The organism is Streptomyces sp. CB02261 (assembly GCF_001905665.1).
In the GTDB taxonomy this organism is placed as follows: domain Bacteria; phylum Actinomycetota; class Actinomycetes; order Streptomycetales; family Streptomycetaceae; genus Streptomyces.
This window is the reverse complement of the sequence record NZ_LIVX01000005.1, coordinates 582944-603228: the sequence shown is the minus strand read 5'-3', so window position 1 is coordinate 603228 and position 20285 is coordinate 582944. Positions and strand designations below refer to the sequence as shown.

The following is a 20285-nucleotide window of genomic DNA, read 5'->3' as shown; positions in this document are numbered from 1 at the left end:
TGACTCCTTCTGATCTTCGAACGAGACGAGGGAAGTGGCGGCCCGGATGGGCGCGCGGGCAAGCTGCGGTAACGGGGCGGGGCTAGATCGTGCGCCCCCGCCCCGTTGCCGTGGGTGGGAATATGAGCGTGCTTCGCCGGATCAGGGGCCGACGACGGCAAGCACCTGGTTTCCGTCGCTCAGCGCTCCTGCCCATAGGCGGATGTCGCTGATCTTGCCGGGCAGGTAGCTCCCCCAGGTGGTACCTGTCCACTCTTTTCCGATGCTGAAGCCCGACCCAAGCAGGGTTGTGTAAGCCTTCGGATCGCCCTGCCGGGTAGTACCGGTATAGAGGGTGATGGTCCCCGTCGTAGCGTCGTACACGCCTGTCAGCCGGACTTCGCCGTTAGGCGTGAGGAGTTCGTCGCTCTGTACCGACCCCGAACCATCCGAAGACCAGCGACCGAAGAACCAGCGGCCCACCGGAACGAGCTCCGTGGTCGGCAGGTCGCCCGGATCAGGCGATTCGACAGGCCGCACCTCCATTGCAGTCTTTTCGAACCAGATGCCCCACGAGGAACCTGTGCCCGTCTGCTGCCCCAGGACCTGCATCCGGGAACCGTCAGGCATCGTCCTCAGCTTCGCCGTGGTCACGTCTACTGCGGTGGACACGGTGAAGGAGCCGGTATCGTCCACGAGCGGCCGGACCGTTGAGCCGGAACCGTCCACGCCATCAAGGCTGACGCCCCCACTTCCCAGCACGGCGCCACCGGCCAGAGTCAGTGTGTTGCCATAGCCACTGCTGTCCTGCAGCGTGGAGCCGGATCCACCATCCGGGTTGTACTGGGCAACGAGCTCGACGTGTCCGCTGCCGTCCGCGGCCTTGGCCCCGGCTTCCTTCTGCACGTCTCCTTCCACCAGCGCCCGCTGCCAGAGGGCCACTTCGTCGATCTCGCCGGGGAAGTAGTCGCCGTAGGCACCGGCGTACTTGGCCCGTCCGACCTGCAGACCGCCTGTGGATGCCCAGGCACCGGTGACAAACGGCTTGCTTTTGTCCTGCAGGACACCATTGACGTAGAAGGAGATCGTCTTCTTCGTCGGGCTTGGATCCACCACGAGGCCAAGGTGGGTCCAGGCCCCGAGCTGCGGCGACTGCACTGCGTCGATTCGCTGGGTCGAGAGGGAGGCCGAGTCGGAGTCCGCCTCGGGCAGCCGGACGCACCAGGTCTTCACGTTCGCGCAGTAGCCCATGTAGAAGGCGCTGTGCCGGTTGCCGTTCTGCCCGAGGACGGTGGCGTTGAGAGAGCCGGCAGCATCAAGCCGGGCCCAAGCCGTGACGGTGTAAGGCGACAGTGTCTCGATCACCTGCTTGGCGGTCGATGCAGCTCCATGGCTCGTGCTCGACAGAGACAGCGCCCTGTCCTCCTTGGGCTCCGTACCGACTGGTGCCGCAAGCTCGCCGCGGCGGCCATGGTCGGTTCGGGTGGCTCCGGATGTGGTGAGCGTCAGGTTGTTCTGCAAGGCGGGATCCGTCGTCGAGCTGTCGTACGCGACACCGGACGACTCATTGAAGCTCCAGCGGCCGACGGGCCCGCTTCCCTCCTTCACCAGGAACTTGACGGCTCTCTCACCGACACGCGCCTGGGCGTCCCTGGCCGCAACGTTCAAAACGAAGGTGCCGGATATCGGAGGGGTGATGGTGGCGGTGTAGGAGCCGGAAACCGCAGGCTTCCACCCGCTCCAGGCCCCACCCGGGGACAGCCGATACTGATAGTCAGTGTTCACGTCGCCGGAGGCAGGGCTGAAGGTGACTGTGCCTGGCTTCCCCGGCTCGCCGGCAGGCACACAAGACCCTCCGGTCACGCACTCGGAGTAGGGGGTCCCGAACGTGACGACCGGTGGCTTGGGGGCGGTGGAGTCAACCTTGAAATAGCACCAGGGGGTGGGGCCACTGCTGAGTGTCCCGGTGTAGGAGGTGTTGGGGAAGGACTGGGTGAAGGCGCGGTAGCGGTAGCGGGTGCCCTCCTTGAGGGCGACGTTCCAGTCCTTCACCTGGTTGGGAAAATCCTTCAACGTGGTGCTGTAGGCGACGTGGCCCGCTGTCGGGGCCAACGATCCTGTTGTCGGTTCCGGTGCGTCGGACCAGGTGCCGTCAGCGTTCTTGGCGTCGACGTCGAAGTACACCCGCAGCATCGCGGCGCTCTCGCCGCCGGGAACCACCCGGGGGGTCGCCACGATGAGCGGCGTGGGGTCGGAGATAGTCGTCGGTGACCCCTCGGTCTTACTGCAGATCTGGGTGGAACCCGACGCGGATCCCGACAGCAGTCCGTACTCGGCCGGTGTCGCGGGCTTGCTCATGTAGGTGACGGTGAGGACGGCGTCGTCGTCGAAGCGCTTCCATGCGTCGGTGTCCGTCTCGTCCTGTGCCGACAGCCGCAGGGTCAGGACGCTGAGCTTGCCGTCGGCGAACGACTTGGCGGTGGCCGTCAGGTTCTCATCCGGCTCGTCCGGGTTGTCGTTGAACTCGATCGGGGCGCGCGGCTGCGAGGGCGAGCACAATGTTCCCCGGCCTGCTGAGACGTAGCGGTCGCCTATGTGGTCCAGTGCTGTGGGGCCCGGCCACCGGGAGGACTGGGAGATGGGTTCGGTGCGCTTCAGGTTCACCCAGCGCGGGTTGCAGGAGAACGACCACGTCTCGGTCACGCGGAAGGTGGCGTCCAGGACGTGCTTGCCCTGGAGGTTGGTGGGGACGAACTCGAAGTACATGCGGTTCACGTAGCCGGAGCCGCAGTAGTACGTCACGCCGTTGACCACCGCGCTGCCGCACTTGCCGACACTCATGCCGTTGTCGCCGCCGGAGAAGTTGTAGAAGACGTCGCCATCCGAGGACAGCACCGTCCGCTCCGCCTCGTTCATCTCCGCCGACGGGTCGATGTAGAGGGGGAAGTCCTCCGCGTCGGTACCCGTGACCAGGTCAGCGGCGGGTGTGACCGTCAACGAGCCCGGCTTCAGGTCGACATCCATCAGTGCGGCGGCGTCGCCGGCCCCCGGCCCTGCCAGCGGGTCGCCCTCCTGAAGGGGGGCTACCGGCTCGGGCGCCGGGTCGGCGGAGACGCCGGAGATCTCCCGGAAGCCCGCAGCCTGCGTGCCTGTCCCCGCAACCGGTGGCTCGACGCCGTCATCGCCGGCCGAGTTCCACATCCGGGCGGTCGGCGAACGGAACACCACCCGGCCGTTGCCGTCCAGAGCCTCGACACTGCCCACCGCACCCTCGCGCAGGCGCAGCCCGTCCGCCTTCAGCCCGTACTCGATCGACTTGAGCTCCGGCAGTACCGCAGCCGCGGGAGTCTCGACCTCCAGCACCTGGCGGAAGCCCTCGACCGTCGCGGTCAGGATCAGGTTCACATCCGGCAGGACGTTCTCATAGACGGCACGCTCGCCGTCGAGGCGCGGCTCAGGCAGGCGGCCGGGCCAGCCCATCGATACCGATCGGCCGTCCTGCCCCATCGTCACCAGGCTCTCGCCTGAACCGCCGCCGGAGAACGACAGGTCCACCACGGCGGCCTTCGGACCGATCGACCCGTCCTCCCGGCGTACGAGCGTCGCGTCCGGTCGCGTCCAGCCGCTCCCCGTGTCTACGCGGACTGGAGCGATCGACTTCTCCAGCGTGAACGTCGCACCATCGGGGTTCGCGAACACGGTCTCCCGCTCCGTCCGCTCCCCCACGACCTCCACCCGGGCACCTGCGGCTGCCGCTTCCTTCAGCGCCTGCTCCGACTCCGTCAGAGCAGTCACCGGAACGTCATCCGCCAGGGCAGGACTGACAGTCAGAGCTGGTGCGGCACCTACCAACAAGGCCCAGGCCGCTGTCAGAGCGAGTACTCGCCCTGTTCTTCGGGCGTGCCGAGCACGCCCCGATCTCACGTTCATTCCCCACCCGCAGCTCAACCGGACCCGAAATACGCACGGCCCGGCATGACATGTGACCTACATGCATGTGAAGTGAAGATCTAAAGTCCTTCATGTGATCTTCCTGTGTCAGGGGATCCAACGCCTCGAGCAGCACCTCGTCAAAGGACTTGACCAGCGGAAACACGCCGCAGCCGCCGACATAGATCAGACATCTCCGACCGACCACCCCAACCGAATCGGACACACGCCCTAATTCGGGGTGACGCACGCCACATAAATCATCGGGGTCGCGGGGAACTATCTGTCAGGTCTCCACGCACAGCAGGCACCGCAGCAGGCCGCCGCATCCCGCGCCGGGCGCATCATCTGCACCAAGGAACAGCTGGGACAGACTGAACTCAGGGCGCCCTCAAACTCGACAACCGCAGCATCTTCCCGGAGATGCTCACGAGTTGTCCGGTGAAGTCACTTCCGGCGACTTCGTCACGCCGAGGTGCTGGTGGTTCTGCGGGCCTTAACCCACCAACGTATCGACTCACCACCGGCTGTCGTAGCTTCAAGCCATCAAATGATGGCCCCAAGCGCCTACCAGCACAGAGTCTGCAAGGCCCCTCCGGCTCGCAGCTATCGCCCACCGGCTTCTCGGTGCTACGAGCGCCACCACAAGTCTCGACAGATGTTCCCTGCTCATCAGGCGGGCCGCGCAGGGTCGCTGAACACGGGTCCGATGATGGCTCCAGCCGCCCGCCTCGACTCGACAGGCAAGACGACCTCTCGAGCCCACGCAGGCCAGGCGGCGACCTGCACCGGCCCACTGTGCGCCTCCACGACATGGACCGGCTCATGGCCCAGAGCGTGACAGAAGGTCGCCGTGCCGAAAGGATCGGGATCAAGGGGATAGCACGAGAGCCGTCTGACAAGACCGCTGAGGCCGCACTCGCCGCCTGCGCGCCATCGAGTCCCATCAACTTGGCCGGACTGCCGAGCACCGGAGCAGATATCTGCGGGACGAGGAGACCGACACGAACGTGTTCATGGCGCCGCACCGCTGGTTCAGACTGTGAAGAGCCCCCTCCGTCACCGGGACGGCCTCAGCGGCAGTCGCGCTGAGGCTTGCTGTCAGAGGACATCGCTCCAGTCCCGGGCAAGCGAGGTCCCCCCACCCCCAGGCCGGTCGTAGGTGTTCCAGCCGCCAAGCCGACCGGCAAGCCATGAGTCGGGTAGTCCGGTTAGGCAGCCCCGTCAGTGGCCGGCAGCGGCCTGCATGCGGGTCAGCCTGACGACGAAGTACCCCGCCGCGCCTGCCGCAACGACGTTCAGCGCATCGCCCGTCATTCCCAGGGTCACCGCGTCCACCATCTCGGCGAGACCGTGAGCCCGGTCATGGAGGTACCCGGAACACCAACGGAGCAGAAGCGAACCGGCGAAAGTACCCCACCAGAGGTTTACCGGCCAGAAGGCGGCGCCGGCGCCCGCCCCGCGGCCGGGCCCCCGCAGGCAGGCGGCCCACATCTCGACAGCGATCCGGTACGGCATCCACAGAAATGCCACAGGAACGAACCAAGCTCCGATCGCCCAGCCGGTTCCCCGTCTGAAGCCGTCCGGCGCCAGCGCTCCGGCGGCCCGCCGCATCCGATGGAACCAGGTGACGAAGACCACGGCGCAGGCCAGAAACGCCGGAGCGTGGAACCGGTGCACCATTCTGAACAGGGCGTTTGCCGCCTCCAGTTCGTCCTGCTGGGCGAACACAAAGCCGCCGCTTCCCCGTACCGCAGAGTGAATCAGGAGACCGGTGTAAAGGGCGAACAGATCACATACAGCAACGGCCACGAGCAGCACACACACCGCAACGAGCAAGGCGCGTCTGGGACCTGACACCTGGGCGGGCAGGCCGGGGCGTGGGCGCAGAACACCGAGAGGGGAAGTGGACATGGCGGTGCGGCCCCCTACGGGTGTGGGACTGGAATGTGCCCGCAGACCTGCGTGCAGAGGGAAGCTACGCCACTGAGGACCCGCCCGTCCACGGCGAACCGTCACCAGGGTCACGACGGCGCGACGCATCATTGGAGGTTGGGCACGGTGGGAGGGCATTCAGGCAATGGCTTCTTGCAGCAGGCCGGAGCACGGTACACAGCGACCTCAAGGTGCACCTGAAGGACTTCTCAATGCCAGTGTCAAGCCGTTGCGGGTGCTGTCCGGCCGGGGTTATGCCGCTGGTTCAACGCTCACCGCGACGGATCGTCTCCGAAGGTGAACCGCCAGAATCTCCATCTCAACGAGCGTGCCGATGAGAGCGGTCTCGGCAAGTTGCGTGGCCTGCACCCGTGCTTCGCCCAGGGACAGTTCTCGCGCATTGCGGAGGGCCTGCAGCACGGGAGCAAGGCTCAGCAAGTCTCCGGACAGGCGAAGCCGTGCCGCCCCGGGTACTTGCAGCAGAACTTGTCGAATGTTCTCGGGTGTGACGGGTCCGCTGTCCTGCTCGCACCACCCGTTCAGGCAGTCTGAGCATCGTCCTTCGGTGCCCCAGCAGAGCATGCCGTTGTCGAAGAATGACCGACATCGCAGGTCGTGGTGCCTCCGCAGACACCGCACCGGCCTGTGACCTGTACTCCTTGCGTGATCACAGGGGCTCCTCAGCGTCATCGGTCCATGCTGATGGGATCCTCTCTGAGAAGTCGGCTATCGTCGATCAGGTTTGCGCGACGAGAAGCCCTGAGGGGCGGTTGCCGCCGGTGGCATGGGTTCGTAGTGCCGCTGGTCTCGGAGAAGTGCCCACAGCACGTTGACCCGTCGCCTGGCCAGCGCCAGGACTGCCTGGGAGTGCCTCTTGCCCTCGGCCCGTTTGCGGTCGTAGTACCGGCGTGATTCCGAGCAGCAGGTGATGCTGCTCATGGCGGCAAGGAACAGGGCCCGTTGCAGACGTCGGTGGTATCGCTTGGGGCGGTGACGGTCGCCGCTGCCATTGCCTGAGTCCCTGGGAGCCGGTGCCAGGCCAGCGTAGGTCGCCAGGCGATCAGGGCTGCCGAAGAGATCCATGTCGCCGCCGTGGCGGCACTTCGAGGCCAGGAGCAGGGCGCCACCTCTCAGCGCCTCCAGGAGATCGCCGCCGAAGTGCTCAAGGAGGCAGCGGATCGAGGCTTCCTTCCGCGCCCACGAGCAGGCCGCCATCATTGCCAGCATGCCGGGCATCGGCTCCCAGGGCTCAGCGAGGGGGACCATGTGGTCGATGTCGAGCTTCGCCGGGTCGGTAACCTCCTGCTCGTCGTAGCAGGAGAGCCACTCGCCCTCGCTCAGCTTGCAGCCGGCCTCGACCGACGGCGCGGCTTGCCCCGGTCGGGTTGGCGGCTGGGACTCGATGGCGCGCAGCCGGCGATGACCTGCAGCATGAGGCGGGCCGCACTTCTCGCGTACGTCCGGCATCGGATCGCGTTCGACGTCTCATCCCGGTGCCTCCGGCTGGGACGCGAAGCGACGCGAGGCGTACGCAGACGACCAGGACGCGGCCACCAGCCTCGTCGCCGTCACCGCGCGCACGAACCGACAGACGGCCGACCAGGACCCGGCCACATGGATGCCGCCGGCCCCGAACACCACCTGCCGCTACCTCGCCGATTGGACCGCGACCAAGCCCCGCTGGGGCCTTACCGCCGACCAGAACGAGATCGACACCATCAACGTCTACGCCGGCGGCCGTACGAGAAGACGGTCGTCCACTACACCCCGGCGCCGTAGCTACCGAAGCGCGTTGTGCCCCCGCGCCCGCGGTCACCGGGCACGTGGGAGGCGTACCAACGACCAGTCGGCGCGACCTCTTGAGCTTCACCGTGGCGTCCGCATTAGGGTGGTACAGACGCGGCGTCCCTTGCGGAGCGGCCTGCGGCCGACACACCACGCGGGCGAGATACAGCTTCACCCCGACGTTGACTCTCCGATCGACACGGTCGCGGGCGAGCCCTCAGTGGCCCGCCCTCGATCCTGAGGGAACCCGGACACAGATGCTTTCCGTCATATCAAGAGGCACGCTGCGGCTGGGGCTCTGCGTCGTCGCCGCTTGCTCGGTTGCCTCCTGCGCCACCGATGTCCCGCTCTTTGCGGTCTCAGACAGTGAAGCCGCCGGAGTATGGAAGGGGAGCGATGGGGGCGTCGTGGAGCTGAAGACGAACCGCAGTTTCACGACCTCCGGAGTCAACTGGCGGAACGTGTCCGAGGGCAGCGAGTGCCCGCAAGGAGGCACAAGGACGGGCAGGTGGGGCTTCTGGGGGTCCGAGCCGGGCCACGCCGATTCCTCCGCCGTGCTCGACAAGTACACGGCCGGAGACACGATCAACCTCTCCTTCGAGGGAGCTCCGCAAGGGCAGTGCCTGATCAATCTCAATGTCACGAAGGGTGGCAGCACCCTCTGCGTATCGGACGACATCGAAATCCCTTGCAGCCGGGAGATCACCTTCACCAAGGATGCGGGGAAGACTGCACCGTAGGCCCACAGCGCGCGGATTCGTGGGCCGCCCCGTAGTGAAGACCGACACTAGCCGCAGATCCACGCAGGTGTGCCCTACTGCGTCATCCCGCCAATGAACACGCACGTGGTCAGCGCATGACCTGGCCCCGCAGAATCACGCGCATTGGTCGTCCGAGAACCTCTGGCTCCGCAGCAGGGTCCCGGTCATACGCGACGAGATCGGCGGGCGCTCCATCTATCAGACCAGGTAGCCCCAGCCAGTCCCGTGCCGTCCATGAAGCAGCCCCGAGCGCTTCCTCCGCCGGCATCCCCGCCCGAAGCAGCCATTGAGACTCCGTGGCAACCGTGCCACACGGGAAGGTGTCCGTCCCGGCGAGGACTGTGACACCCGATTCGTGCGCCAGACGCACATTGTCGATCATGCCTTGCCAGCCGAGGAGCCAGCTCGAGCGCTTCGCGCTGGACTCGCGGCCCCTCCAGACCTCCGCACTCTCGGCGAACGCCGAGAGAGTGGGTATGTACGCGGTGCCCTGCCCGGCCATCAGGTCCAAGAGATCCGGATCGAGGTGCATCCCGTGTTCAAGGCTGTCGGCTCCGGCCAGGACAGCGTTTCGCGAGCCCTCACCGGTCTGGCAGTGCACGGCGACCCGCCCACCGACAGCATGAACCGCATCCACGGTCGCCTTCAGCACATCCAGAGGCACAGCAGGCTCGTCCCACCGCCAGTCACCGATGACCTTGCACCAGCCCGACGAGGCCGTGGCCTCCTCAACCGCTGCCCCCGCCAACTCGTGCTCACCAACATGCCGCCCTGCCCCAGGGAAGAAACGCCCCGGCGTCGCCAGCCACTGCCCCGCCGATCGGACGCGCGGCAAATCGGGTTCTGTGTCGACCCAGCCAGGCATCCGCTCCGCGGTCCCCGGTGTCCGCACCAACAGCACGCCCGCATCCCGGTGCTCCGACAAGTGCCGCCGCAACAACGCCTCGTCGAACCTGTCATCCGGACTCTCCGCTCCCGGATGCGTGTGGACGTCGACAAGTCCCGGCAGCAGCCATCCGCCGTCCACAACGGTCTCCACTTGCTTCGCTGCCGCCCCAGCAGGCGGCTCAGTCCGCAGCCGCTCTCCGTCGACCCAGAACGTGCGCTCCTCGCGCTCAGGCAGAACGACACCGCGTATACGCATGATCATGACTACGAACCTACGCGACCCAGCCGGAGCGCCCCTGGCCTTGGGGAATTTGCTGCCAAAGAGCATGCTGCGTATGGAAGGTCAACGGTCATCACCCCAATCTTGCTGCGGGACAGGGACACCGGGCTCTACGCCGACATCAAACTTGCAAGCGGCTTCCACCTTGAGCTTTCAAACAGACACTGAGCCACCTTGCATGTTCCGACGTCAGCCACCGAGACTTGCGGGACAAGCCTTACTGATCGTTTCAGAATGAGTTGAGCTGTGGGTCTTGTGTCCGACGATCTTGGTCGGCAGGGTGTCCGGGTGCGTGCTGATCTTGTTCCTGACGTCCTGTGGGAGCGGGTGGTTACGCTCCTGCCGCCCGCTCCCGAACGGCGCCGCCGGTATCCCGGACGGCTGCGTGTTCCCGACCGTGTGGCGCTCGCCGGAATCCTGTTCGTGCTGCGGACCGGTGTCGCGTGGCGCGATGTCCCGGCCGAGACCGTGGGCTGCTCCGGGGTGACCCTGGCGCCGGCCGCGGGACTGGACCGAGGCCGGTGTCTGGCCACGCCTGCACGCCGTGGACCTGGACGACTGCTCCGTGGACGGCTCTCATGTTCGGGCCCTCAAAGGGGGGATCATGTCGGCCCCTCGCCTGTCGACCGTGCCCGCCCGGGCTCCAAGCACCACCTGATCGTCGACCGCTACGGAACCCCGCTCGCCGTCACGCTGACCGGCGGCAATAGGAAGAATGGCTGATCACAGCCGTACTCGCTGAGCTCACCGACCAGGACGTCTCCATGCAAGAGCTGCCATCGCGGCATCTGGTGTCCCCATCCCCCACCACCCAGTCGGGTCCGCATCATCGCAGTGCGCAAATCTCTGGCCAAGCGTTTCATTCTGAAACGATCAGTTAGGCAATCTGGCCCCATGCAGCATCGATGACCTGGCAGGGCTGGTCCGCACGCGCCTAACGGATGCAGTACCGGCCCGACCTGCTCGACGGGTTCATTGCGAAGCCGGACTAATCCGGGTCCCACCATGACGTCAGCCCGAACCGAACACCTCAAATAGTTCCGGCAAAGCTGTCTCTGCCCTGCGTCTATCGGCGCGGGGCTGGCCGGCGGTCGACGCGGAACAGCAGCCCGCTGACGCAGTGTCACGACGAGTCCGGCGCCCTCTGGGCCGGCCGGCAACGATATTGTCGCCAAGTGCATCCTGGTAGACTTCCCGGCCTCGATCCGCAGCCGTGGCACTGCGGCCGTGGGGCACGGCCAGAGAGGCCGTCCGGTGCCCCGGGCCGGGCCCGGTGCAAGATCTCCGCTCACGCGTTGAAAGGTCTTGCCGTGGACAGGTTCGAGCAGAATGAGAAGACGCCGGTAACCGAAGGCATCTGCCTACTGACCGTCGTCAGCCCGCGCAGAGATGAAGGCAACAGCCCGACCGGGATCGTCGGCCGGTGGCTGGCCCGACGACTGCTCGCCATGGGTTGGCATGTGCGGGTGATGGCCGAGTCGGACCAGTGCGGTGGCTGGCCTGACACGGTCCACGTCGTGGAAGGGTCCATCACCCGGCCGCTGGAGTGTGCCCGAGCCTTCGACGGCGTCGAGGCCGTATTCCTCGCCGGTGCTCATCCGTCGACAATCCAGGACGCCCTCGCTCTGGCGCGAAACGCCTCCGCCCGTAAAGTCGTTCTGTTGTCGTCTCACGGGCCGGAGTACGAAGAGGCGAATCCGCCGGAGACCTGGTTCTGGCTGGCGATCGAGAAGGCGGTGGAGCACTCGGGCATCGCCTGGACGCACATCCGGCCGTCGGCTGTGATGGGTGCCGTCATCGAGGGCACCTACCCGGCGACAGGATCGGACTGGCCTGACACCGTCCGCGCCGACGGGGTGGTCCGGGAGGCTTTCCTGAACCAGGGCCACTACCCCTTCATCCACGAGCAGGACCTCGCCGCCGTCGTGGCCGCGGCACTGATCAGCGACGAGTACACCGGTACGGTCGTCGAGGCTGTGGGCCCGCCGCTGAGCACGCGTTCACGGATACAGAGCATCGCCACCGCTCTCGGCCGCGACATCGACACCGTCGATCTGGCGGCGGACGAAAGTCGGGCGATCTGGCGACGTCGTGGCTGGCCGGACGGTGCGATCGACGTGACGCTGTACGCACTTGAAGAGTACGGCGCCCGTTTCGCCGAACTCGTTCAGTGGACACTCGACCAGCGGCCGTCCGTGCAGGACATCATCGGCCGCCCACTGCGCACCTACGACGACTGGGTGAGCGAGAACATCGACTCATTTCGCTGACCTCGGCGTGCTGAGCACAATTTCCCGCCGGGGCCCTCCGCTGTTCAAGGTCGTCGACACATGACGTCACCCCGAACGCCGCGAGGAGGGGACGGACGGTGTAGCTGTGCTTGCCGTCGTGCAGATCGGTGCCGGTCTGCTTGTCCATGGTGTCCGCGTCGCCGAACAGGTCCGGGGAGTCGTCGCGCCCCGATCCCACAACCCACACCCAGCCGTCCGACCAAGCAGCCCGGGGCCAGCCCGGGGCTGGCGCACAGCCGGCTGTGGGTCAGCGGCGCAGGTCGGCATTGAGCCGTGCGGTCACACCCGGCTATCCGGGGACGCTCCGTACCCGCGTTGTCCCGGAGGTCGCCCAGTGCCGGCCGAGGAGGACGGTGATGAACACGGCGCCGACGGCGGCGGCCACCGTGAGAGGGCCTTGATAGTGGGGTGGCGCCAGACGAGGTAGCCAGGTACGACCGCCACGAGCAGGCCGGTGACGAGTAGGAGCAGTAGGACGAGGGGCGGGACAAGGCGACCGAGGGGCTGATGGACGCACGCCATGACAACACTGCTGCCCCGCACTATGCGAGCACTTGAGCAGTTCCATGCCAGCCACCCCTGGGACCACAACGCCCACTACCACCGGTGGATCCTGCGCCAGGGCTCTGGACGTCGGATCAGGCAGCGGTGACCTCGCCAGACTCCTGGTCTCACGGGCCGGAGCAGTGCACGGTATCGACATCGATCCCACGATCGTCGATCGCGCGCGGGGGCTCACAGACCCCGCCGCCCCGGTGACCTTCACTGTCGGAGACGCAATGAAGGAGGTGCCGCCCGGCCCCTACGACGTCATCACATGTGTCGCCACTGTCCACCACATACCGTTCAGCGACGCCCTCACCTGCTTCCGCCAACACCTGGCACCCGGCGGAACCCTGGTCGTCGTCGGCGTCTATCGCCCGCAGTCTCGGAGCGATTACCTGATCGATGCCGTGGCCATTCCGGCAAACGTCGCCATGGTTTGGATCAAGAACAAGGGCCGCAAGGCGCCGCGACCAGCCTCAATGACCGCCCCGACCCGACCGGCTACTATGACCTTCGCAGACACTGTTCGCGACACCTACCAGGCGCTACCCGGTGCACGGTTGCACCGACGACTGTTTTGGCGCTACACGCTGGTCTGGCACCGGCCCTAGTGCTCGCGGACGGCGAGGAAGATCGTTATCGCCTAATTAGGCTAGCGTCCCTTGGCCTGGTGCCGGTGCACGGCGAGCAGGGGTGGGGGCAGCCCGGCGACACTGATCCCAGAGCGCATCTGGGCGCCGGGCCTCGCCCGCGCACGCCATATCGGCGCGGGCTGGAGGCGAGACGACGGCGCTCGGCGGCCGTCATCGCCCGCGGGGCGTGGGCGCCCGGCTCGGGCAGGTCGGTACGGCCGGACCCCAGGGGACGGCGTGGTGCGGTACTCACCGCACCAGTCTCCGCGGGCTCATCGCACCCCTCACCGCACCTGGGCGACGCGGTCGGCGGCTTCTTCGTGGGCGGCGACGGCCTTCAGGGTGTCGATCTGTTCCGGGGAGAGCTGAGGGCTGGTGGCGAGCATCGTGTGTTCGGCGACGGCCGAGCCGAAGCCGGGCACGTGGACGGGGGCGAGCATCAGGCGCGGAGGTTGCCTGGTGTCGGCGTACGCCTGAACGTGCTCAACCCCGTACAGGTGAACGTGCTCAGTTGATGATGCGCTGACCAGGGGTTCTCGTCAGCTCCAAAAGGAACGTCGACGGCGTCAGGCAACTGGGCACTCTCATGCCACCTTGATCACGACCTTGCCCGAGGCATGACCGCTCTCGACGGCGGCGAGGGCGGCCGGGGCTTCGAAGAGCGGATGGACCGCCGTGATTACGGGTGCGAGGACTCCGTCGAGAGCCAGCTGGGCCGACCGCTCCAGGTTCTCGCGGTCGACGCGACGCTCGACGAAACGCCCACCGAGATCGGACACAGACGTATCACCCACAGCTATGACATTGCGGGGATCCCGGGCCAGCGGAGCGACCGTGCGCAGCGAGGTGCCTCCGACCAGGTCGACGATCCCGTCGAAGCCGCCCGGAACCAGCTCGCGTGCCGCGGCGGCGACGTCCTCGGCGGCGTAGTCGATGAACCGCACGCCAATGCCCTCGGCGCGCCCGCGTTTGGCTGCACCTCCGGTGCCGATCACACGCAGCTCGCGCCCGATCGCCAGTCGGGCGACGGCAAGTCCGACCCCTCCCCCGACCCCGTTGACCAGGACTGTGGCGCCGGCCGGGAGGCCGAGCTGGTCGAGCACGTCCACCGCGGTCGTCCCGGCCACTGGCAGCGTGGCCGCAACGGCCGCGGACAGACCCGCCGGGATGCGCGCGGTGTTCGGCGCGGACAGCACCGTCGTCTCGGCGTAGGTTCCGCCACCGGTCAGTGCGAAGCCGAAGACGGCGTCGCCCACCTCGAGCCCGTCGACGTCCTCGCCCCGGGCAAGAACGGTTCCGGCAGCCTCCATGCCCAGCACGCGGGGAAACGGACGCCCGCCGTCGAGCCCGTCGACCAGACCTGAGCGCAGAAGGTGATCCAGGGGATTTACGCCGGCGGCATCGACCCGAATCAGCACCTCACCGCGACCGGGTACGGGATCGGGACGATCGAAGAACTCCTGCACCTCGGGCCCGCCATACCTGTGAAAACCCCATGCCTGACCCATCTTCAGCCGCCTCTCGTATGACCAACCCGGTGACTCCGGGTGCCGTCGCCATCCTCACCCCTGACACTGGTGTCAGGGGCAACCGACTGAGATGCAGGTCACAACATCAGGTCGACTGCGCCCCCGATTGCGGAGCCGCGGAAAGCTCCGCCCGGTGCCTGCTGTTGGCCCTGATCAGCACGTCGAGTGCATCCCGGGTTTCGATCAGGTGCGCAATGTCGGCGTCGATCCGGTCGCGCTCCCGCAGCATCGCCGTGAACGTCTCCTCGGCGGCGTCCAAGTCACCCGGGATGTCCACACACGGCAGCACAGTCGCGATCACCCGGCTGGACATCCCCGCGTCGAACAGCTGCCGGATGAGCGACACGCGCTGGACCGCGGCATCGGAATAGTGACGCTGCCCCGCGTCGGAGCGCGAGCTGGTCAGCAGTCCCTGGTCCTCGTAGTACCGCAGTGAGCGCGGACTCACGCCCGTGCGCTGTGACAACTCGCCTATCCGCATCCTTGAGAGCCTACGTCCACGGCCGCCAGGTTCAGACCGCCGAGGAGTCACGCACGCTTACGGACACCCCTCCGCAGGGTTGCCGTCCCGGCCCCACGACTGAGCACGTTCGTCTGTACATACCCGAGCAATTTTCTCAGTACGCCGACACCCGCCTCCTGGTCGCGGTCCGACCCCGGTTCCGGTGGCGTGATGGCCTGGAGGCGGTCTGCTTCGGCGGCGGCTACTCGCGGGCGACGTCGTCGGCGTGGCAGTCGCCGCACACCAACAGGTCCCCGGCCTTCCAGGCCGTCCTCGCGGTGGTCTCCTCCCAGCGCTCGTCGGTGAACTTCCTTCTGCACCGCTTGCACACCGGCCACCGTGCCTCCCGCTCACCGCCACGGCGTCGCTCGTCCTCCGCTTCGGCGCGGGCGTACTGGCGGCGGCAGAGAGCGTCGCCGTCGGGATTGACGAGCGCGCGTTCGCGAAGACCTACGGGGCAGAGTTCCCGAAGGCCGTCGCGAAGATCACCGAGGACCGGGGACGAAGTGCTCGCCTTCCACGTTTTCCCCGCCGAACACTGGATTCACTTGAGGGCCACCAATCCCATCGAGTCGCCCTTCTCCGCGGTCAAGCTCCGCCGCGGACCAAGGTCACCCGCGGCGCGGGCAACCCGGCGGCCCCCTCGCGATGGTCTTCAAGCTGGTCGAGTCGCCTCAGGCGCGACGGCGTACGATCACCGGAGCTCACCTGGTGTCCCTGGTCCGCGCCGGTGCGCTATGCGAGAACGTCGTCCTGGTCAAGCGCGAGGAGCAGGTCGCATGAACGTCCACGACATCCTGCAGGAGCCAGACGAGCACGTCCGCTTCGCGGCCTACCTCGAAAAGCTGGGGCACGTTGCCGACGCGAGCGAGGTTAGCCTGGTCAACCGCGTGCTCACGGATCCAGACCTGACAATGGCGCAGTCTGCTGTGCTGCGGCACCTGGATCGTCGAGCAGCCGGCCTTCACCTCGGTCCCGCCTACGAGGGGTGGGCGCAGGCGATGACCCAGGCCACGATCGACCACCCCTTCCTGGCTCAGCGCCTGCGGGAGTGGTCACTGTTCCGCACCATCACGCTCAAGCTGCCCTGGCAGTCGGAGAACCTGCTCGCGTCATCCAACTGGCTCCAGCTCAGGACCGCCGCCGGGACGAACACCGAGGCCATCGAGATCCTCGCCGAAGCCGGCCGCACTAAACGGATCCGCAATACCGCCAGAATCAGCCTCAACCACCGCAGTGAGAGCTGAAGTCAGCTCACCCACAACTCTTGACTATTGCTCGAGTTTGCGCCGATCGGCGTGGCATCAATACGGCGGAGAGCGGGGTGTCGGTGGTGAGGCGGGTAACGTACTCGGGCAGCGGGTCGTCGGCGGAGTTCTGCTTCGCCAGCGGAGGCGAAGCTGTCGAGGATCCGGGTGGACTTGCCGGATCCGCTGTAGCCCAGCGCTTTCCCAGTGAGCCGAAGCTGATGGATCGGATCGGGTAAGGCGCCGTGGAGGCGAACTCGGGCGACATTGAGTGGCGGGGCAGGCGGAGGAAGAACGCTCCGCACGCGGCAACCATTCGCAGTTCGGCGGCCACTGACAGGGCGTAACCCCGTTCTTCTCCCTGTAAGGAAGCCCCGTGGCTGCTCGCCCCCATCGCCGGTCCCTCCGTTCCCGTCGTGCCGCCGTCATCTGCGCGGCTGTCGTGGCCGCAGGCGTCGGCGCTGGTGTTGTCGTGATGAACGCCAATGCCGGGACCGTCGACCTGTACCACCAGACGCTCACCCCCAAGGACGGCTGGGCATCCTCCGGTACGGGGACCACCGGTGGCACGAAGGCCGACGCCGCCCACACCTTCACCGTCTCCACCCGTGCGCAGCTCGTGAAAGCGCTGGGCTCGGTCTCCGACACCACGCCCCGCATCATCAAGATCAACGGCATGATCGACGCCAACACCGATGACAGCGGCAAGAAGCTGACCTGCGCGGACTACGCCCTCGGTACCGGCTACTCGCTGTCGGCCTACCTCAAGGCTTACGACCCGGCCACCTACGGCCGCTCGAAGCTGCCCTCCGGCACCCAGGAGACGGCACGCGCCGCCGCCCAGGCCAAGCAAGGTAAGAACATCGTCTTCAAGGTGCCCGCCAACACGACACTTGTGGGCGTCCCTGGCACGAACGCCGGCCTCACCGGGGCCATGCTCCAGATTCAGAACGTGGACAACGTCATCGTCCGCAACCTGACCTTCGCCGCCGCCGAGGACTGCTTCCCGCAGGCGGACCCGACCGACGGTGACGACGGCAACTGGAACTCAAACTACGACTCGGTGTCCCTGCGCGGCGCGACCCACGTGTGGGCGGACCACAACACGTTCACCGACGCGCCGCACTTCGACAGCGCCAACCCGAAGCACTTCGGCCGCGAGTACCAGATCCACGACGGTGCCCTCGACGGACGCGAGTCCTGAAGCCGACGACACACGAACGCACTCACCCTCACCGCGCCGATGAGGCCCAGCACCGCTTCAGCGGATCGTACGGAAGCGGCAGCTGGAACGCACTCCACCTCGACACCTCAAACCCCTCCTCCGACACGCTCTGGGCCCTGCGGCCGAACGACCAGCCCTGGCGTTACTGACGCCCGGCCGGCCGCTCTCCGCCCGGTCGGCGCCCCTCGTCTGCCCAGCGGATGACGCCAGCGCCCGCGAAAGCGGATGATCCCGTGCTCACGTGCGGCCGGGACGTCGTGGACGGCTCCGGGCAGAGCCAGTGAGCGCCCACAGCAGCCGGCGGACCGGCCAGGACCTGCACGTTCATCCCGTGCTTCTTGCTTTCCGGCTTCCATGGTCATGGGCACCGAAGAGGGACACACCGACTACTTCCGCGCCGACAAGGCATGGCTGTACATCGTGATCCTGACTACATGATCAGTCGCGGCTGGCCAGTCCGGCAGCCGCGACCCCTACGACGAGTCTCACTGACCCGGTGGGAAAGGCAGCGTCCGGTGTGCTGTACGCCGCGGTCCGATGTGTAGCGCCTGTCGGAGCGGATGCAGCGCCCCGATGTGTAGCGCCTGTAGGAACGGATTCAGCGCGCGCCGCGACCAGTACGTTGGTCGCGACGCGCGCTGTGCAGGCCCCCGTGCCCTGCGGGAGGAAACGGCGGGGCGTGCAGCGCCAGCCAGCTGTTGGTGCCGCCCCGGCGAGCGGAGAGGTCTCAGGCGGTGGTGTGGTTGCCTTGGCGTGCGGCAAGCGCGGCCTCGGCGCTGGGATAGGCGGGCAGGAAGGTGTCCATCCCGGTGACGCTGAGCAGACGGCTCAGCCGGGCGGGGATGGCCGCCAGGGTCAGGGAGCCGTCGGCGTCCTTGGCGCAGCGCCAGATGCCGACCAGGGCTCCCAGTCCTGAGGAGTCACAGAAGGTGACGTCTGAGAGGTCGGCGACCAGGTCGGGGTGGCCGACCGAGATGAGGTCCAGGGCGCGGGTCCGGACGGCGAGCGCGGTCGTGATGTCGAATTCACCGGACAGTGCGATCACGGCCAGGGTGCCGTCGGTGTGCGGGACGTCGATGTGGAATGCGGCGGTCATGGGCGTCGGTTCTCCTGCCCGACGGAGGCGTCGGCGGTCGGGGCGGCGGCGCTGTGAACGGTGGTGGTGATGCCCGCGGGAGCGGCATCGGGGGTGGGGACGGACAGGGCCAGCAGGGCCACGTCGTCGCGTTCGGTGTCGGGGAGGGTGTCCAGGAGCGCGACGGTGTCGTCGATCAGGCGGCCGGCACTGACCGGCGCCGGCCGCCGGGCGAGGAAGTCGGTCAGGCCCGTGTCGGCGAGCATGTGGCCATCGGCGGTGCGGGCCTCGGTCAGACCGTCGGTATAGAGGAGCAGGCCCTGGCCGGGTGCCAGGTGCAGGGTGCGTGAGGCGAAGGCGGCCTCGGCGAACGCACCGACCAGCATGCCTCCCTTGGCGCGGACCGCCTCCACCCGTACACCGTCACCCTCGGCAGGGATGAGGTGGTAGGCGGGCGGGTGGCCGCCGGTGGCCAGTGTGACTGTGAAACCGCCGTCCCGGGCGGGATCGAGCAGGCCGAAGATGGCGGTGCAGAAGCGCGTGCCGACCGCCGCGTCCAGCAGCAGCGCCGTGTTCAGGGCATTCAGCGCGGCCGTCGGATCCGCGTCGACGAGGGCTGCGGCCCGCAGCGTGTAGCGGGTCAGTGAGGTGACCGAGGCTGCTTCGGCGCCCTTGCCACACACATCACCCAGGAAGAACGCCCACCGGCCTCCGCCGACGGGGAAGACGTCGTAGAAGTCGCCGCCCACTTCCTGCGGGGAGGCGGTCTTGTAGTGGCAGGCGAGCTCCAGCCCGGGTACCGCGGGCAGTGCGGGAGGCACCAGGGTGCGCTGCAGGGTGGAGGCGAACGCGGCGATGGCCGCCTTGTCCCGCTCCGCACGCTTGCGGGCCTCTTCCTCAGCCTCGCGCCTTTCTTGCTCGACCTTGCGGCGCTCCTGCTCGGCGCGTACCACGTTCAGCGCCGACAGCCGCAGCTCCAGCTGGTCACACACGACGGCGGCCAGGTCCCCGAGGATGGAGGCGTCGGCCTCGCTGATCTCGCGGGGGCGGGTGTCAAGGATGTTGACCGTGCCCAGCCGGTACCCGTCGGCGGTGATGATCGGAGCGGCGGCGTAGAACCGCACCCCCATCGGGCCGGCGACCAGCGGATTGGAACAGGCGACCGGGTCGAGCAGGGTGTCGGGGATGACGGTGGTGTCATCGGTCAGGACCGCCGAGGCGCACAAGCCCGGATCTCGGCCGATCTCGGTGACGCCTTCCAGCCCGTGCGTGGCCTTGAACCAGATCCGGTCCTCGTCCACGATCGTCACCGTCGCCACCGGCACCTCGAACAGGCGCGCGGCCAGCGCCGCGACCCGGTCGTAGGCGCCGTCCGGAGGTGTATCGAGGATGTCGTAACGGCGCACCGCCGCCATCCGCGCTGCTTCGACCGACACGGCCGAAGGCTCGCTCGGTGCTATCGCAGGCAGGATCGCTTGTTCCGGCATGTCCCTCGTCTCGTCATCCCCCCAGGAAGGCACCGACCGGACAGCCAGCACCTCAGAACCCTACCGAACACCCCGCGCCACCCGATCCGGCGACGAGCGAGGAGCGTGTCTGTACTCGGCTGCCTTGAGGGGGGCGCCACGACCGCACTCGCCATACTCGCCGCCGCCTCCCGCCCGGTGTGAAGTCACGCTC

Annotated in this window: 13 protein-coding genes and 5 pseudogenes; 8 read left to right on the top strand and 10 right to left on the bottom strand. The window is 67.4% G+C overall.

The window, feature by feature from the left end; all coding sequences use genetic code 11:
- Positions 1-141: 141 nt before the first annotated feature.
- The 3 genes from AMK29_RS20270 to AMK29_RS37810 all read right to left on the bottom strand — a co-directional run bounded on the left by AMK29_RS20270 (position 142) and on the right by AMK29_RS37810 (position 7311).
- Entirely contained in the window at positions 142-3774 is a 3633-nt protein-coding gene (locus tag AMK29_RS20270) for a LamG domain-containing protein (protein ID WP_241845541.1), read from the bottom strand.
- 1359 nt (positions 3775-5133) lie between these two features.
- Positions 5134-5736, bottom strand: a complete 603-nt coding sequence (locus AMK29_RS20265) for a DUF4328 domain-containing protein (RefSeq protein WP_158071342.1) — start codon at positions 5734-5736, stop codon at positions 5134-5136.
- An 834-nt stretch (positions 5737-6570) separates the two neighbouring features.
- A complete protein-coding gene (locus AMK29_RS37810; RefSeq protein ID WP_073814695.1) occupies positions 6571-7311 on the bottom strand; it encodes a transposase in 741 nt (246 codons plus the stop codon).
- 725 nt (positions 7312-8036) lie between these two features.
- On the opposite strand from AMK29_RS37810, the gene AMK29_RS20250 reads away from it, so the two are divergent.
- Positions 8037-8369 carry a hypothetical protein gene (locus tag AMK29_RS20250; RefSeq protein WP_143202925.1) on the top strand — a complete coding sequence of 111 codons (333 nt, stop codon included), beginning with the start codon at positions 8037-8039 and terminating at the stop codon, positions 8367-8369.
- A 109-nt stretch (positions 8370-8478) separates the two neighbouring features.
- Here the strand turns inward: AMK29_RS20250 and AMK29_RS20245 are convergent, their stop codons facing one another.
- The gene (locus AMK29_RS20245; RefSeq protein ID WP_073814691.1) at positions 8479-9540 is read right to left on the bottom strand and encodes an amidohydrolase family protein; all 1062 of its coding nucleotides are present in this window, start codon (positions 9538-9540) and stop codon (positions 8479-8481) included.
- A 306-nt stretch (positions 9541-9846) separates the two neighbouring features.
- Here AMK29_RS20245 and AMK29_RS20240 point away from each other — a divergent pair.
- The 4 genes and pseudogenes from AMK29_RS20240 to AMK29_RS20225 form a co-directional block, all read left to right on the top strand.
- Positions 9847-10275: pseudogene (locus AMK29_RS20240) on the top strand (transposase); the annotation flags it as partial.
- Between the two features lie 160 nt (positions 10276-10435).
- A pseudogene (locus AMK29_RS37965) lies at positions 10436-10567 on the top strand (IS630 family transposase); the annotation flags it as partial.
- Positions 10568-10868: 301 nt separating this feature from the next.
- Positions 10869-11828 (top strand): SDR family oxidoreductase, encoded by a 960-nt coding sequence (locus AMK29_RS20230; RefSeq protein WP_073814686.1) that lies wholly within the window; start codon positions 10869-10871, stop codon positions 11826-11828.
- Between the two features lie 541 nt (positions 11829-12369).
- Positions 12370-13006: pseudogene (locus tag AMK29_RS20225) on the top strand (class I SAM-dependent methyltransferase).
- A 305-nt stretch (positions 13007-13311) separates the two neighbouring features.
- Here AMK29_RS20225 and AMK29_RS36475 read toward each other — a convergent pair.
- The 4 genes from AMK29_RS36475 to AMK29_RS37675 all read right to left on the bottom strand — a co-directional run bounded on the left by AMK29_RS36475 (position 13312) and on the right by AMK29_RS37675 (position 15389).
- The gene (locus tag AMK29_RS36475; RefSeq protein ID WP_158071341.1) at positions 13312-13467 is read right to left on the bottom strand and encodes a hypothetical protein; all 156 of its coding nucleotides are present in this window, start codon (positions 13465-13467) and stop codon (positions 13312-13314) included.
- A gap of 144 nt (positions 13468-13611) precedes the next feature.
- The gene (locus tag AMK29_RS20220; protein ID WP_073814684.1) at positions 13612-14493 is read right to left on the bottom strand and encodes an NADP-dependent oxidoreductase; all 882 of its coding nucleotides are present in this window, start codon (positions 14491-14493) and stop codon (positions 13612-13614) included.
- A 148-nt stretch (positions 14494-14641) separates the two neighbouring features.
- Entirely contained in the window at positions 14642-15037 is a 396-nt protein-coding gene (locus tag AMK29_RS20215; protein ID WP_073814682.1) for a MerR family transcriptional regulator, read from the bottom strand.
- Between the two features lie 223 nt (positions 15038-15260).
- Entirely contained in the window at positions 15261-15389 is a 129-nt protein-coding gene (locus AMK29_RS37675) for a hypothetical protein (protein WP_274535643.1), read from the bottom strand.
- 105 nt (positions 15390-15494) lie between these two features.
- Between AMK29_RS37675 and AMK29_RS37265 the strand changes: the two are divergent.
- The 3 genes and pseudogenes from AMK29_RS37265 to AMK29_RS20200 all read left to right on the top strand — a co-directional run.
- Positions 15495-15841: pseudogene (locus tag AMK29_RS37265) on the top strand (transposase); the annotation flags it as partial.
- Entirely contained in the window at positions 15838-16305 is a 468-nt protein-coding gene (locus tag AMK29_RS20205; RefSeq protein ID WP_073814680.1) for a hypothetical protein, read from the top strand. The pseudogene AMK29_RS37265 and the gene AMK29_RS20205, both read left to right, overlap by 4 nt.
- 376 nt (positions 16306-16681) lie before the next feature.
- Positions 16682-17494: pseudogene (locus AMK29_RS20200) on the top strand (pectate lyase family protein); the annotation flags it as partial.
- 763 nt (positions 17495-18257) lie between these two features.
- On the opposite strand, the gene AMK29_RS20195 reads toward AMK29_RS20200, so the two are convergent.
- Positions 18258-18626 (bottom strand): STAS domain-containing protein, encoded by a 369-nt coding sequence (locus tag AMK29_RS20195; RefSeq protein ID WP_073814678.1) that lies wholly within the window; start codon positions 18624-18626, stop codon positions 18258-18260.
- Positions 18623-20041, bottom strand: coding sequence for a PP2C family protein-serine/threonine phosphatase (locus AMK29_RS20190; protein WP_241845539.1), 1419 nt, complete (start codon positions 20039-20041; stop codon positions 18623-18625). The genes AMK29_RS20195 and AMK29_RS20190 overlap by 4 nt, the downstream gene beginning before the upstream one ends.
- Positions 20042-20285: the final 244 nt, after the last annotated feature.

Coding starts and splice junctions, on each gene's coding strand:
- AMK29_RS37810 (WP_073814695.1), bottom strand. CDS start 7,311: ATGCCGGACGTACGCGAGAAGTGCGGCCCGCCTCATGCTGCAGGTCAT.
- AMK29_RS20245 (WP_073814691.1), bottom strand. CDS start 9,540: ATGATCATGCGTATACGCGGTGTCGTTCTGCCTGAGCGCGAGGAGCGC.
- AMK29_RS36475 (WP_158071341.1), bottom strand. CDS start 13,467: ATGCTCGCCCCCGTCCACGTGCCCGGCTTCGGCTCGGCCGTCGCCGAA.
- AMK29_RS20215 (WP_073814682.1), bottom strand. CDS start 15,037: ATGCGGATAGGCGAGTTGTCACAGCGCACGGGCGTGAGTCCGCGCTCA.
- AMK29_RS20205 (WP_073814680.1), top strand. CDS start 15,838: ATGAACGTCCACGACATCCTGCAGGAGCCAGACGAGCACGTCCGCTTC.
- AMK29_RS20195 (WP_073814678.1), bottom strand. CDS start 18,626: ATGACCGCCGCATTCCACATCGACGTCCCGCACACCGACGGCACCCTG.